Annotated in this window: 11 protein-coding genes; 5 read left to right on the top strand and 6 right to left on the bottom strand. The window is 62.5% G+C overall.

The window, feature by feature from the left end; translation table 11 throughout:
* Positions 1–130 precede the first annotated feature (130 nt).
* From ACFPN2_RS28495 to gstA, 4 genes are all read left to right on the top strand, one after another.
* Positions 131–1441, top strand: a complete 1311-nt coding sequence (locus ACFPN2_RS28495) for an MFS transporter (RefSeq protein ID WP_380603038.1) — start codon at positions 131–133, stop codon at positions 1439–1441.
* Positions 1442–1698: 257 nt separating this feature from the next.
* Positions 1699–2889 carry an elongation factor Tu gene (gene tuf / locus ACFPN2_RS28490; RefSeq protein WP_380606664.1) on the top strand — a complete coding sequence of 397 codons (1191 nt, stop codon included), beginning with the start codon at positions 1699–1701 and terminating at the stop codon, positions 2887–2889.
* Between the two features lie 124 nt (positions 2890–3013).
* Positions 3014–4837 (top strand): DUF885 domain-containing protein, encoded by a 1824-nt coding sequence (locus ACFPN2_RS28485; protein WP_380603037.1) that lies wholly within the window; start codon positions 3014–3016, stop codon positions 4835–4837.
* Positions 4838–4995: 158 nt separating this feature from the next.
* A complete protein-coding gene (gene gstA / locus ACFPN2_RS28480; RefSeq protein WP_380603035.1) occupies positions 4996–5604 on the top strand; it encodes a glutathione transferase GstA in 609 nt (202 codons plus the stop codon).
* 6 nt (positions 5605–5610) lie between these two features.
* Here gstA and ACFPN2_RS28475 read toward each other — a convergent pair whose 3' ends face one another.
* The 4 genes from ACFPN2_RS28475 to ACFPN2_RS28460 all read right to left on the bottom strand — a co-directional run bounded on the left by ACFPN2_RS28475 (position 5611) and on the right by ACFPN2_RS28460 (position 11043).
* Positions 5611–6819 carry an RtcB family protein gene (locus ACFPN2_RS28475; RefSeq protein WP_380603033.1) on the bottom strand — a complete coding sequence of 403 codons (1209 nt, stop codon included), beginning with the start codon at positions 6817–6819 and terminating at the stop codon, positions 5611–5613.
* A gap of 325 nt (positions 6820–7144) precedes the next feature.
* Entirely contained in the window at positions 7145–7702 is a 558-nt protein-coding gene (locus ACFPN2_RS28470) for a hypothetical protein (protein ID WP_380603031.1), read from the bottom strand.
* A complete protein-coding gene (locus tag ACFPN2_RS28465; protein ID WP_380603029.1) occupies positions 7692–8537 on the bottom strand; it encodes an archaeosortase/exosortase family protein in 846 nt (281 codons plus the stop codon). The genes ACFPN2_RS28470 and ACFPN2_RS28465 overlap by 11 nt, the downstream gene beginning before the upstream one ends.
* Positions 8538–8688: 151 nt before the next feature.
* Positions 8689–11043: a VIT domain-containing protein gene (locus ACFPN2_RS28460; RefSeq protein WP_380603027.1), complete on the bottom strand. Its 2355-nt coding sequence runs from the start codon at positions 11041–11043 to the stop codon at positions 8689–8691.
* A gap of 180 nt (positions 11044–11223) precedes the next feature.
* Between ACFPN2_RS28460 and ACFPN2_RS28455 the strand changes: the two genes are divergently transcribed.
* The gene (locus ACFPN2_RS28455; RefSeq protein WP_380603025.1) at positions 11224–11712 is read left to right on the top strand and encodes a hypothetical protein; all 489 of its coding nucleotides are present in this window, start codon (positions 11224–11226) and stop codon (positions 11710–11712) included.
* Here ACFPN2_RS28455 and ACFPN2_RS28450 read toward each other — a convergent pair.
* On the bottom strand, positions 11683–12969 hold the full coding sequence (locus ACFPN2_RS28450) for a cation:proton antiporter (RefSeq protein WP_380603023.1): 1287 nt from the start codon (positions 12967–12969) through the stop codon (positions 11683–11685). The genes ACFPN2_RS28455 and ACFPN2_RS28450 overlap by 30 nt on opposite strands.
* Before the next feature lie 129 nt (positions 12970–13098).
* A complete protein-coding gene (locus ACFPN2_RS28445) occupies positions 13099–14589 on the bottom strand; it encodes a tryptophan halogenase family protein (protein ID WP_380603021.1) in 1491 nt (496 codons plus the stop codon).
* Positions 14590–14591 lie beyond the last annotated feature (2 nt).

Genomic DNA, 14591 nt, shown 5'->3' with positions numbered 1-14591 from the left:
GGATGCCGAGGGGCGCATCCTGCGGTTGGGTCAGCATGTATCACGGCCAGGCCAGCGACGGGCGAGTTCGTGCAATCGATGCCATTGCGGCCGGCGTCGGCCCACTGAAATCCGATAAACTTAAGCCCGTATGACCCCACCGACCGATAACAACCTAGGCACCTCGACGCTGCGTAAGGTCGCGGGCCGCCTGATTCCGTTTCTGGGCTTCCTCTACTTCTTCGCGTTCCTGGATCGAGTGAACGTCGGCTTCGCCGCGCTCACCATGAATGCGGACTTAGGGATTTCGGCGGCGGCGTTCGGGATCGGCTCAGGCATCTTCTTTATCGGCTACATCCTGTGCGAGGTACCGAGCAATGTGATGCTCGAGCGCTTCGGTGCTCGCCTGTGGATCGCACGCATCATGATCAGCTGGGGCATTCTCTCGGCGGCGATGGCGTTCGTGCAGGGGCCGAGGAGTTTCTATGCCGTGCGGTTCCTGCTCGGGATTGCCGAGGCGGGTTTCTTTCCGGGCATCATTTTCTATCTCACCTGCTGGTTCCCCTCGCAGCATCGCGCACGGATCATCGCCTTGTTCATGATCGCGCTGCCGTTATCGAGCGTCATCGGTGCGCCGATCTCGACGTCGCTGCTCGGCATCGAGGCGGTGGGGCTCAAGGGCTGGCAGTGGATGTTTCTGTTGGAGGCGGTCCCGACGATCATCCTTGGCATCGCGGTGCTTGCGGTGTTGCCGGATCGGCCCTCGGATGCGAAGTGGCTGAACGAGGATGAGAAACGCTGGCTGCAGAGCGAGCTCGCGCGTGAGCATGCAGGTTCCTCCAGTCACGATCATGCAAGGAGTTTGCGCGAGGCACTGATGCTGCCGCGGGTGTGGCGCAGTGGCCTCGTTTACTTCTGCATCCTCGTCGGCTTGTATGGATTCAGTTTCTGGTTGCCGCAGATCATCGCCTCGCTCGGGCAGATGACGAATGTGCAGGTCGGGCTCGTCACCATGATCCCGTATTCGCTCGCGTGTATCGGGCTCGTGTTGTGGGGCCGGCATTCGGATGCGACCGAGGAGCGCGCGTTACACGTGGCGTTACCGATGCTTCTGGGCGCCGCGGCCCTCATCGTGAGTGGCTGGACGAGCGCGCCGGTCGTGGGATTCGCGGCGTTGTGTCTCGCGGCGGTGGGCATCTATTCGGGATTGCCTTCGTTCTGGGCGCTCGCAAGTCGCGGCTTGCAAGGCGCCGCGGCGGCGGGCGCCATCGCGTTGATCAACTCGCTTGGAAACTTCGGCGGCTTTCTCGGACCCGCCGCGATTGGGCTCGCCAAGACCTACACCCACAGTTACGCCGCGAGCCTGTTGCTCATCGCCGTGTTTCTTGGGCTCGGCGCGGCGCTGGTGATTTGGGAACGTGCCCGTGAGCAACGGGCAACGACAATGTTTGCTCCGCATTGACTTGTTTCCAAGCCGCCCCCACACTACGGCCATGCGTTTCTCAATCGCTCTACTAGGTGAATCTGCAAGCCTGCCCCAGGCGGGACGGGAGGGTCGTGCCTAGCGTTTGAGCGTCCATATCGGGCTGCGATAACAGACAAGCCCCCTTCGGTTCTGCCGGAGGGGGCTTTTTGTTTTTCCTGCCGCGAATTCCTTGTGGCAGGTGGCCGAGCGTCCACCGGCCATTCGCCAAAGTGGACTCGTGAGAAAGGAGAGACATCGTGAGACAGAAGTTCGAGCGCACCAAGCCGCACGTGAACATTGGAACCATCGGTCACGTGGACCACGGCAAGACGACGCTGACGGCGGCGCTCACCAGGGTCATGTCCGATCTGTACGGAGGCGAGTTCAAGGCCTTCGATCAGATCGACAAGACACCGGAGGAGCGTGCCCGAGGCATCACCATTACCACCGCCCATGTGGAATTTCAGTCCGCGTCGCGTCACTACGCGCACGTGGACTGCCCGGGCCACGCCGACTATGTGAAGAACATGATCACCGGCGCGGCGCAGATGGACGGTGCGATCCTGGTGGTGTCGGCGGCCGACGGCGCCATGCCTCAGACGCGGGAGCACATCCTGTTGGCGCGCCAGGTCGGCGTGCCGCACATGGTCGTGTTCCTGAACAAGGCGGACCTGGTCGATGACACGGAGCTTCTGGACCTCGTGGAGCTGGAAGTGCGTGAGCTGCTGTCGAAGAACGGCTTTCCCGGCGATGTCACGCCGGTCGTTCGAGGCAGCGCGCTCAAGGCGCTCGCCGGCGACGCGTGCGATCTGGGCGTGCCGTCCATCGTCCGGCTCGTGGCGGAGATGGATCGATTCATTCCGCTGCCGGATCGGGTGTTGAACGGTCCGTTCTTGATGCGGGTGGAGGAGGTCTACACGATCTCTGGACGCGGCACCGTGGTCACCGGCTGTATCGAGCGCGGCGTCATTCGCCCGAACGACGAGGTTGAAATCGTGGGCTTGAAGCCTTCGAGGACCACCACGTGCACCAGCATCGAGATCTTTCGCAAGATCGTCGATGAGGGACGGGCGGGCGACAACGCCGGTCTGCTCCTGCGCGGCGTGAAGCACGACGAGGTGGAGCGTGGCCAGGTGCTGGTCAGTCCGGGCAGCGTGACGGCTCACAAACGATTCGAATGTGAGTTGTATGTGCTGACCAAGGAGGAAGGCGGTCGACACACGCCCTTTTTGAAGGGCTATCAGCCGCAGTTCTTCTTCCGGACGACGGATGTGACCGGCGCCATCACGTTGCCGGAAGGTATCGAGATGGTGATGCCGGGTGACACCCGGGCGGTGAACGTCGAGCTGTTCAATCCGGTTGCGATGGAAGCCGGACAGCGCTTCGCCATCCGTGAAGGCGGCAAGACCGTCGGCGCGGGTGCCGTCTTGAAGATCTTGGAGTGAAGTGCGGGTGGAGGTTGTGAGCCTCCACCCGCCTATGTTTCTTGCGATAGGCGTCGTGCCGGTGTTATTTGTGGTCGATTGCGACCAGCAAGGAGTGTTTCCGTTGACCGACCGGCGTTCGTTTTTGAGATCCGCTGTATACACTGCGGCCGTAGCTAATTTACCCACCGTCGCGTTCTCGCAGAGCGCACCGGCAAAGACTGCCGCGAATCAGAAGGCGGAAGCCGATCTCAAGGCACTCATGGATTACGTCTATGAGGAAGCGGTGATGTCCAATCCGGAAGCGCGTACGACGTACGGCTTGGACAAGGGCGCGCACGCAAGCGCGAAGAGCAAGTTGCAGGATCGCTCGGCGGCGGGCATCGAGCGCGAGCATCAGATCATCCGCACGTCCTATGCGCGATTCAAAGCCATTGATCGAAGCGCGTTATCGGCGCAGTCAAAGGCGGACTACGACGCGTTCTACTATCTGTACGGCGCGATCGTCGGCGCGTACGACGATTTCAACTACGGCACGTTCAGCTGGCCGGAGCCCTACAGCGTGCATCAGCTCGGCGGCACGTATCGAAGCATGCCGGATTTTCTCCACAACCAGCACACGATCGAGACGCGTGAGGATGCCGAGGCGTACGTGTCGCGCGTGGTCGCGTTCGCGAAGGAAATCGATCACGAGACGGATCGCCTTAAAGCAGAGTATGCAATGGGCGTGATTCCGGCGAGCTTCCTCGTCGATCGCACGGTCGCCCTGTTCGACGGCATGCTCGCGCAAAAGGCCGCCGATACGAAACTCGTGACCTCGATCGACACTCGCGCGCGTGCGAAGAACATCGCAGGCGAGTGGGGCGCGAGGGTGACGAAGATCGTCGAGCAGCAGGTGCAGCCGGCGATGAAGCGACAGCGCGATTGCATCGCGGGCATCCGTTCGAAGGCGACGAGTGATGCGGGCGTGTGGAAGCTGCCGAAGGGCGAGGCGTACTACGAGTACGCGCTGCGCTATTCGACCACCACGTCGCTCGATGCCGAGCAGATCCATCGGCTGGGCCTCGAACAGATGGCGGGGCTGAGCGCGCGGGCCGATCGGATCTTGAAGAGTCAGGGCATGACTCAGGGCACGGTGGGCGAGCGGCTGCGGGCGCTTGCGACCGACCCGCGTTTCATCTATCCGAACACCGACGCGGGCAAACAGGAGCTGCTGGATTATCTCAACGCCGGCATGGTCAAGATTCAAGGCGACCTGCCGAAGTATTTCGGCCGCTTGCCGAAGGCGAAAGTGGAGATCCGGCGCGTGCCGCCGGATATCGAGGCCGCGGCGACGGGCGGTTACTATCAGCCGCCGACGCTCGATGGTTCGAGGCCGGGCGCGTACTACATCAATCTGCGTAACACCGCCGAGACGCCGAAATGGGGATTGATGACGTTGACGGCGCACGAGGCCTCGCCCGGTCATCATCATCAGATCGCGCTCGCGCAGGAATCGACCGCCGTGCATCCGGTGCGGCGCTTGTCGTGGTTCTCGGTGTACACCGAGGGCTGGGGTTTGTATGCCGAGCAGCTGGCCGATGAGATGGGGGTCTACGAGGGCGATCCGTTCGGTCAGGTCGGCTACATCAAGTCTTATATGTTTCGCGCGGCGCGCCTCGTCGTGGACACGGGCTTGCATCACAAGCGCTGGACGCGGGAGCAGGGTGTCGACTACATGGTGCAGGCACTGGGCGAGCAGCCGTCCTCGATCATCACCGAAGTGGAGCGATATTGCGTGTGGCCGGGCCAAGCGACGAGTTACAAGATCGGCCAGACGCAGTGGCTGAAACTACGCGAGGCGGCGCGCCAGAAGCTCGGCGCACGTTTCGACATTCGTGAGTTCCATGACGTGGCGCTCGCGTCGGGCACGCTGCCGCTTGCGGTACTGGAACAGCTCATCAACGAGTGGGTCGCGAGCAAAACGTGAGTGACGGGTCCAAGCGGGGCTCGATCATTGTAGGGAGACTCAGCAGGGGCCGTGAGTCCCAGCACGAGAGCCCCTAACCCCCTTGGCGCGGGGAATCGTGGCCCATAGACTCACGGTCAGTGTTCATTCGCAACTGACGTTCGCCGAAAGGTTCAGACATGAAGCTCTATTATTTGCAGGGTGCGTGCTCGCTGGCTTCCCTCATTTCGTTGATCGAGGTCGGCGCAAAGTTCGAGCCGGTCGCGGTGGATCGTAAGACCCGAAAAGTGCCCGACGGCCGGGACTACAACGCGGTGAATCCCAAGGGATACGTTCCCGCCCTCGAGCTCGATGATGGCGAAATCCTCACCGAGAACACCGCCGTGCTTCCGTACATCGCCGATCTGAAGCCGAGCGCGAACCTGGCGCCTCCTGCGGGAACCCTGGCGCGTTTTCGTCTGCAAGAATGGCTGGGATACTTGAATAGCGAACTGCACAAGAACTTCTCGACGCTATTCAATCCCTCGGCACCTGAGGCGATGAAGCAGATTGCCAAGGACAACATTGCCCGGCGCGTCGCGTTCATCGAGGACAAGCTCGGCGACCGACCGTTCCTGACGGGAGAGAACTTCTCGGTCGCCGATGCCTACCTCTACGTCATTTTGAGCTGGCGTGAGAAATTGGGCGTCGATATCAGCAAATTCCCCAAGGTCACGGCGTTGTATGAGCGCGTTCGCGCCCGCCCCTCGGTTCAATCCGCGAGAAAGGCGGAAGGGTTGGACGGTTAGTCGTATCTAACCCTTGATGCACATCACTTGCTTCAGCGTGTGCACGATGGCCACCAGGTCCGACTGGTTGGCCATCACCCCATCGATGTCCTTGTAAGCCGCCGGGATCTCATCGACCACGCCGCCGTCCTTGCGACATTCGACGCCTTCGGTCTGTTTCGCAAGATCGAACCGATTGAAGCGACGCTTCGCTTCGGTACGACTCATGCGACGCCCCGCGCCATGCGAGCAGGAGCAGAACGACTCGGGATTGCCCTTGCCGCGCACGATGTATGACTTCGCGCCCATGCTGCCCGGGATGATGCCGAGCTGTCCGTCTTGCGCGCTGATCGCACCCTTGCGAGTGATGAACAGCTTCTCGCCGAAGTGATGTTCAACGGCGACGTAGTTGTGGTGGCAGTTGATCGCCTCGCCATCGGTCTTGAACGCCGGCAGATGGGGTACGAGTGCATCGAGCACGAGCTTCATCATCATGCTGCGATTCAAGAGCGCGTAGTCCTGCGCCCAGTCCACCGCCTCGACGTAGTCATCGAATAGATCGGAGCCCTCGCTGAAGTAGGCGAGGTCGCGATCCGGCAGATTCACCTGATGGCGACGCATGTCCTTGCGAGCCGCCTCGATGAAGTAGCGGCCGAACACGTTACCGACACCGCGCGAGCCGGAATGCAGCATCACCCACACGCGCTGCTCCTCATCCAGACACAGCTCGATGAAATGATTGCCGCCGCCGAGCGTGCCGAGCTGACACACCCAGGTCCGGGCGAACTGACGCTGCATCTTCATCACGCCCGGATGCTTGCCGACGATCTTGTCGAGTCGATCATCGAGCACGCGGCCTTGTCGTGCATGCGAGCTGCCACGCACCTTGTCCGAGGCGTGCTGGTTGAAGCCCACCGGCACGCGCGCTTCGACGGCGCTGCGGAGTTTCGCGAGGTTGTCCGGCAGATCGGTGGCGTGCAGCGTCAGGCGAACGGCATTCATGCCGCAGCCGATGTCCACGCCGACCGCCGCAGGAATGATGGCCTGCTTGGTCGGGATCACGCTGCCCACGGTGGCGCCGATGCCATGATGGACGTCAGGCATCGCGGCGACATGGCCGTGAACGATGGGCAGCTGCGCCACGTTGAGCAGTTGCTGGATCGCGTCGTGCTCGATGTCGCTGGTGAAGACCTTCACCGGCACCCGAGCCTGGTTCAACGTAATGTGTACTGGCATGACTGAATATTCCTTATTGCGGCCAGGAGCCCTCAAAAAAAGAGGGGGCAATAAAAAACCCCTGGTCGGGTATCCCAACCAGGGGTTTTAGCGGAGCTGTAGGCTGCGCACCTGACTTGGGGAGCGGGCGTGCTCCGCAAGTCATCTTGCGGATCAACGCGCGTTGTTCATGTTCGTTTCAAGATTGTTCGATGCGTGCATGTCCGACTCCGATAGACCCGGTGTTGAGCCGGGGCGCGCATAATACTCGGCGGCGGCGCGGTGTCAACGCCGACATTGCGTAACGGAAGTTTGCTCACATCGCCTTAAGTAATAGTTGTCTCGGTCACTCCTCGGCGGCGGCCAGCGGCACGTTTGCCGCCGAGGCGTGAGACGAGCCGGCAGCCGCGACGGTGATTGCCCACCACGGGCCTCGTGTTTCATCGCGAACCGCGGCCCAGTACCAGGCCGACACATCCGTCCACCGCCGACCGCTCGCATCGACGATCGCTTCGCGAACATTCAGCCGTTGATCGTGGCGCTCGGCGGAGAACGCGCCCCAAGCGTTGCCGTCCGTTGTTTGTAGTGGCAGCGGCGTGACGTGATAGCCGCTGCCTTTGAAACAATCCGAGGCGGCGTGCAGCTTCCGGGTTGGCGCCGCGATCCAGCGCAGGACGATCTCTCGTCGACCGTCGCTGAATCGGCCGATTCGGCCGGGAAAGGAACGAACGAAACGCTCCTCGATGTCCGTGAGCTCGAGGGCGCGAAGCGGGCGGCCTTCGAACGTGGTCGGCCAGCCGGGGAAGTTCGCGGTCACGACCGGCGCAGGTTTCGGCGAGGCCAGCGGCGTGAGCGCGGCTACGAGGCACGCCACGAGAAAGGCAGCGATGCGCTTAGTGGGCATGTTCAGGCTCCGCGAGTTTGCGCGCCAGGACAAAGACCGTCGTGGCCGCGAAAGCAAACATCACGAGACCAATGGCGTCGTGGAACTGGTCGGGCGCCTGGATCAATCCCGCTTCGACGTAGAAGAGCGAGGCTGCACGAAACGCATTCGCAAGGATCACCACCGCTGCCGAGCTTGCGAGGAGCGCAAGAGCGCGCAGATCACTCAATCTCATCATCGCGGCCAGCGACAAACTCAGGTACGCGCGGGTCCACAACATCTTCACGCCACTGCACGGCGCATCGATGGCGACAATCTGGCCATTCCATTGGAGTTGCGCGCCTTCACGAATGGCGGCGATGCCGTTCATTTGAAGCAGCGCTTCGGCGAGCGTGCCCGCCGCGACTCGCAGGGGATAGCCCAAGTAGAAGTTCAGCGAGGCCATCACCGGCAGGCAAATCAAGAGCAGGCCGCAGAGGGCGACATCGAATCGCTTGCCGTACCACAAAGCGCTCACGGCGGTGCCGAGCGCCGCCATGGCGAGCATTGCACGCGGTAGCGCGGAGAGGTGGTGGTATGAAGCCGCATACGTCACGAGAAGCAGGGCCGGCATCCAGAGGCTGACTGAGCTCGGGTTCGGCGACCAAAGGCTGACCGAGGGATTGTTCCGCGACCAGAGGCTGACCGAGCTTAGGTTCCGCGACCAGAGGCGGATCGAGCTTAGGTTCCGCGACCAGAGGCTGACCGAGGGATTGTTCCGCGACCAGAGGCTGACCGAGCTTAGGTTCCGTGACCAAAGGCTGACCGAGCGATTGTTCCGCGACGAGAGGTTGGCCGAGCTCAGGTTCGGCGACATCACTGCTCGATCTCGCACCAGGACCGCCGCGGCCGTTACCGCGGCCAGCAATTCCCACAAGTCACCGGAGCCATCGGCGAATCGAAGTCCCATCCACCGCCACACCGGCCAGACTGCCGCTGCGAGCGCCACGAGTAGCAAGGCGCGTTTGTTAGATGCCATGGCGCTTCGCCACGGGCCGGCGTTTCCAGGCATAGAGCAGAACGAGGGCGGCGATGATCATCAACGCCCATTCCTCCGGTTCCGGAATGCTAGGCACGGTGCCTTCCGCGACCGGCGTCAATCCGGCGGCTTCATATTGTTGCTGCGTCTCGAGCACGACCGCGCCGGTGACCGGGGTCACGAGCTGATACTCGTGGGCGAACTCAATGATCGACCCTCGTGGATCGCGGTCGACATAGAGCAGGCGTTTGACTTCGTCATCGGCCCACAGCCGGGCCAGATGTTCCGATGTTTGCTCCGAGGCGGGACCTGCGGCCTGCGCGCTGGGAATCCAGTTTCGATGCACGAAGATTTCAGTACCGCCGGGGCGCCAGCTTGCGAACAGCGTGGTGAGCCTTGCAAGCGGAAGGGTGCGGATGTTTGCGAGCCCATCCAGTCGTTCGGCGATGAGGTTTGCGCCGGGCATGACCTGCACGTCATACCAGCGCACCTGCCCGCGACGCTCGAGCCGCTGCTCGATCGACGCCGTCGTCTGCAGCACCACCGGCTGCGGACCATGGACCCAGACCAGCGCACTGTTTTGCGTGGTGAGCACCTGATCCAGCGCCTGAGCGAGTGCCGCGGTGTTGTCCTCACCGCCGATGAATTCGTGGCTGCGCACTGAGGCAGTGGCGTCCTGTGGGGTCATCGGTACGATCGCGGTGTCGGCCAGGTCGTCCGCAAATATCACAAACAGTTCGACTTGCGGCGGCAGATGAGACAGGGCTTCGGCGAGCGGCTGCGCGAACGCCGCCATCGATGCGGATGAGTCGATCACGACCGTGAGTCGAGCGGGCGCGACAGTGGGCACGACTTCGAGAGCCTGCTTAATGACATGGTCTTTCGTCAGTGAGTCGTAGGACCACGCATTCTTACTAGGATCTCGCGGTACCGTGATGACGGCGTTCGTTTGCGTCAGCTCGCTGTCGGCCAGGTTGAACTGCAAGGCATACGCGCCTTCGGGCGCCAGGGTCGCACGACGGGAGCCAGCGTTCAGCGGCGACTTCGCTTCGACCCACACGGAATGTTTGAGGGATTCGGCCAGCTCGAAATTGCGCTCATGGAAATAGGGCAGCTGCAACGTGCCCTGTTGCAAGCTATCGAGCTGCAGCGGGACCGTCATGCCGATGCGCGCTTTCATTTCACCGTATGGGGGCACAGGAAACATTTGAACGGCGATGCGATCGGCGCCTGCGGTCGTGACGAGCACGGGATCGCGCCGTCGTGCGACGACGCTTTGATAGGCTGCGGTCACTTCCCCGCGCCCGGCGAAGGCGGCCTCGCGCTCCTCGCCATTCACCCACAGCGTGAGTCGAGTGACGACGGCGCCGGGCGGCAGGGCCACTCGAGCACGCGCCTCGCTCTGGGCATTGGTGTCGTTCTTCAAGACGAGCGTCCATTCGAGATAAGCGAGGGCCGCTTTGGCGTCGACGGATCCGTCCAGGCGTGAGCTCGCAAGCGACAGTCCTTCCAATCGTCCGCCGACGGTGAGCGAGACTTGTTCGGTGTCCCAGTTCATCCAGCGGCGTTCGCGCAGATTCTTAGGTTCAGGCTTGGCGTTGAACACATCGCCCGTGACGCGGTAGTACACGACACGCGCCTGCTCGGGCATGACGTTGCGACGTCCCAGCAGCGCGCTGAGCAGGTCGGTCGCACGGCCCGTGCGGAAGTAACAAAACCTCAGCATCGAATCTTCGTTGCCCACCGCGCGAAGCAACCAAATCCCACGCGCTTGTTCCTTGGGCGATGCCGAGGTGGCCAGACTCATGCCGGCCGTGGTCAGCGTGTAGGGCAGATCCGCGGCGATCAGGGCCAGGGCGCCACAGAGAAAGCCGGGCCACGTCGCAAACTTGCGCTGCTCGTCAGTGGCTTCTCGTTTCAGGTGCGCGCGTAAGCACAGCGCCGCGATCAATGCGAGCACCGGCGACCAGGGCAAAAGGCCCAGGCCGAAGTACACGATGGCGACGGCCGCCACCGGCAGCAACGGAAGAAACAACACGCTATAGAGTGCCGCGACCGCGATGGCGAGGCCGTTCGCGAATGCGAGCAGTCGGGGATGTGTATGAGTGCGGCTGAAGGACATCCAGACAAAGAGATTGCACGCGGGCACGAGCGCCACGAGCACCGCATGGAGCAGCGTCGGCAGCGGGTCGAACAATTCTTCGGCGCACAGGCTGGTGGCGAGCTCGAAGCCGAGCGTACCCAGGGGCAGCAGGACGCCGAAGATCAAGGACGGCAGTCCCGGCCCGCTTCGCCAGCGCTCAGCCCAGCCCGCACGCCACCGGGGCGGAATCGTCGTCGTCATGCCATCCTCTGCAATATTTTCTAGGATGACTGCAGATTAGTTGCCGATTCAGGTTTGGATGTGGGGCGACTCTGACGAACTATGGCAACGACGGTGACCGTTACATAACCTCGATCCGACTGACTTCAGATGGCGACGCGGCGCATCCTGAACTCACCGTAAAGAGCGGAGGGAGGAGCGATGCTGCAACTGTCAGTCGATGCTGATCACGGGGCGGACGTCATCCATGCGATCGCCTTTTCACCCGCCGAGCGCCTGCGCCGCTGGCTGAGCGGGCGCTGGTCTCTGCTGTTCTCTCATCCCGAGGACTTCGCGGCCCACGGCTTCGAGGTGGATCGTTGGCTGTCGTGTTTGAGCGAGGAGTTCGAGCGCCTGGATCTGGGCGTGATCGGCGTCGGCGCCAACGTTCGTCGCAGTTGGATCGGTCAGGTGAATGGACGCTTCGTGCCTGCGAACGAAGTGGATGAGTTGCTGCCTGCCGATTGGCGCGTCGGTGCGCACGAGCACTTTGTCACGATCTTCGATGGCGCCTTGCACGCACGCCGCACGGTCGTGTACGCGGCGGGAAGCGAGGTGCCATCGCCCATTGAGTTGGCGCAGACCGCCGCGGGTCTGCGGGCTCGCAGCTGGCCGGCCTCCTCAGTGTGCCGGGTTCTGCAGCGAGCCTAGCTCGCCCCGAGCGCGAGCGTCGCGACCGTAGACGTACTCGAAGAGGGGCGAGGCCATCAGTGTCGTGACGATGGCCATCAGCACCAAGATGGAAAACAGCGCCGGTCCAATGACGCCGGCCTGAAGTCCGATGTTGATGATGATGAGCTCCATCAAGCCACGCGCGTTCATCAGCGCGCCGATGCCGAGCGCCGTGCTGTTGTCCTGACCGGTGAGACGCGCCGCCGCCCAGCACGCACCGAACTTCGCCAGGATGGAGGCGACCAGAATCGCGGACGCCATCAGCAGCAGCTCGACATTGTTCACCATGGAGAGCTGCGTGTTGAGCCCCGAGTAGGTGAAGAACATCGGCAACAACAGCACCACGGTGAACGGTTCGAGCAGCTTGCGAAGATTGTCGGCAAGCGCGCCGCGCGGCATGACGGTACCCAGCAGGAAGCCCCCGAACACCGCATGCAGGCCGATAGCGTCGGCGATATACGCGGACAACATGAAGAGCATCAACACGATCGACAGCAGCGTCGGGCTCATCGGCTGATTGAGCGCCTGCTCGCGCTCGGCCATGCGACCAAGCGGCGCGAGTAGCTTGGGCATGGCGAGCAACATGAAGCTCGCAAAGACGACGCCGCCGGCGATGGCGGTGATCGCAACGCTCGGGCCCGCGCCGAAACTTGCGAGCACCACGGCCAGCACGCACCAGGCCGCAGCGTCATCGATTGCGCCTGCGGACAGTGACAGCGTGCCGAGCGAGGTGTGGCTCAAGCCACGCTCGTGAATGATTCGAGCGAGCATCGGAAAGGCCGTGATCGCAATGGCCGCGCCCATGAACAAGGTCGCATCGAAGCGCGTGGCGGTCTCAGAGAAGAGGCCCGGCACCGTCATGAGCCAGGGCGTGCCGATGATGGCAATCAAGAAGGGCGCCGCCATTCCTGAGATCGACACGGCCGCGGCCCGGCGAATGTTGTGTCGAAAGTGATCGCTTCGGAAGCCGAGCCCGACCAGAAACATATAGAGCCCGACGCCGAGTTGCGCGCCGACATACAACACGCCCTTGGTGTCCACCGGGAAAATGACTTTCTGCAGCTCGGGCAGAAACAAGCCGAACAAGGAGGGGCCGAGGATGACGCCGGCGATCATCTCGCCCACCACCTGCGGCTGTTTCAGATAGCGTCGCCCCAGCCAGCCCACCAGGCGGCAGGTCGCAAGGATCACGAACATCTGCAGAAAGAAGGCAATCGAGAGCTTGGCGACCGACATGAGCGTCCCGTCATCGTTATTGGAGTGGCGCGGGCCCGTCGGCGGCGCCCGTGGCGATGCGGGTTTATAGAAGAGCGCGGCGTCGGCGCTCAACGGCGGATCGATAAATTCTCGCTATGGCAGCGCCGGTCAGGCGAGCTGGCCGCCGAGAAACTGCTCGTGCGTCGGCAGATGTTCGACCATGCCGGCGATCGCAGCCTTGGCGGTGCGCAGGGTTGTCTCGATGTGCGTGTAATCGAGGTTGTCGACGCGGGAGGAGTAGCTGCGGGGCCGGATGCCCATGCCTTCGAACACCGATTGCCAGCTCGATGCGCGAAACAACTCATCGACGCCATCGCGCATCGCGCCTTGGCTTTTGAAGAGTTCGATACGTTCCTTGAGAGAGTCGGGCAAGGGCAGGCGTTGGCAGGCCTGCCAGAAAGGGGAGTCGTCGCGATTCGTCGCGCTGTAATGGAGCACGATGAAGTCGCGGACTTCTTCATAGTCGGCCGTCATGCGACGGTTGTATTCGCGGGCGAGCGCCGGATCGCAGTCGCGGTTCGGGAAGTAACGCAGGAAGAAGTCGATGCCGCGCGCCATCATGTGAATGGCGGTCGCTTCCAGTGGCTCGACGAAGCCGCCCGCAAGACCGATCGACAGGCAGTTGTGTTTCCACAGCTCACGTCGATGGCCGGTCGAGAAGGGAATGACGCGCGGCTCATCGAGGCATGCGCTGTCCAGATTTCGCAGCAGGGTCGATCGCGCGTCGCTGTCGCTGCAGAAGTGACTGGAATAGACATACCCCTGGCCGATGCGCGATTGCAGAGGAATGCGCCACATCCAACCGGATTTCTGCGCCGTCGCGCGGGTGTAGGGAACGAGCGGCCCGCTGTTTTCCGTGCGAACGGCGATGGCGCGATCGCAGGGCAGGTAGGTCGACCAGTCGATCGTTTCCACGCCTAGCGCCTTGCTAATCAGGAGGCCCCGCGCGCCGGAACAGTCGAGGAAGAAATCGCCGCGAACGCTCGTGCCGTCCGCAAGGTCGAGGCGATCGATGAAGCCATCGTCACGGCGATGGACCTGGGTGACCAGGCCCTCGATGCGTTTCACCCCGCGCTCTTCGCTGAAGCGCCGCAAGTACTGCGCGACCTCGTTCGCATCGACATGCAGGGCATAGTTCGCGCCGCCAATCGGCGTATTGCGGGCGCTGGAAGGTGGAAAGAATCGGCCGTTTTCTGCCATGACGTTGCATGGAGAGAAATCCTGCAGCGAGGAGCCTTCGCCTTTGGATCGTGCCTTGAGCCAGCACTGATAGAAGTCCTGGGTGCCAATCGGTTTGCCGATGACGCCGAAGGGATGGAAGTAGGTGTCGGTGCGCCGGTGCCAGCCGACGAATTGAATGCCGAGCTTGTAGGTTGCGTTCGTCGCACGGATGAAGTCCTTCTCATCGATGCCGAGGCGCTGAATCAAGCCGACGAACGGTGGCACGGTGGATTCGCCGACGCCGATGGTGCCGATGTCCTCGGACTCGACCAGCTCGATCTCGCACAGCTCACGTTTCAAGTGATGGCGAAGCATGGCCGCGGCCAGCCAGCCCGATGTGCCGCCTCCCACCACCACGATTTTGGACAACGGTTGCATCC

This window comes from Steroidobacter flavus (genome assembly GCF_042651805.1).
GTDB lineage: Bacteria > Pseudomonadota > Gammaproteobacteria > Steroidobacterales > Steroidobacteraceae > Steroidobacter > Steroidobacter flavus.
The sequence above is the reverse complement of the archived record's forward strand: the minus strand, read 5'-3'. Positions and strand labels throughout refer to the sequence as shown.

Coding starts and splice junctions, on each gene's coding strand:
- ACFPN2_RS28445 (WP_380603021.1), bottom strand. CDS start 14,589: ATGCAACCGTTGTCCAAAATCGTGGTGGTGGGAGGCGGCACATCGGGC.
- ACFPN2_RS28450 (WP_380603023.1), bottom strand. CDS start 12,969: ATGTCGGTCGCCAAGCTCTCGATTGCCTTCTTTCTGCAGATGTTCGTG.
- ACFPN2_RS28455 (WP_380603025.1), top strand. CDS start 11,224: ATGCTGCAACTGTCAGTCGATGCTGATCACGGGGCGGACGTCATCCAT.
- ACFPN2_RS28460 (WP_380603027.1), bottom strand. CDS start 11,043: ATGACGACGACGATTCCGCCCCGGTGGCGTGCGGGCTGGGCTGAGCGC.
- ACFPN2_RS28495 (WP_380603038.1), top strand. CDS start 131: ATGACCCCACCGACCGATAACAACCTAGGCACCTCGACGCTGCGTAAG.
- ACFPN2_RS28470 (WP_380603031.1), bottom strand. CDS start 7,702: ATGCCCACTAAGCGCATCGCTGCCTTTCTCGTGGCGTGCCTCGTAGCC.
- ACFPN2_RS28475 (WP_380603033.1), bottom strand. CDS start 6,819: ATGCCAGTACACATTACGTTGAACCAGGCTCGGGTGCCGGTGAAGGTC.
- gstA (WP_380603035.1), top strand. CDS start 4,996: ATGAAGCTCTATTATTTGCAGGGTGCGTGCTCGCTGGCTTCCCTCATT.
- ACFPN2_RS28465 (WP_380603029.1), bottom strand. CDS start 8,537: ATGTCGCCGAACCTGAGCTCGGCCAACCTCTCGTCGCGGAACAATCGC.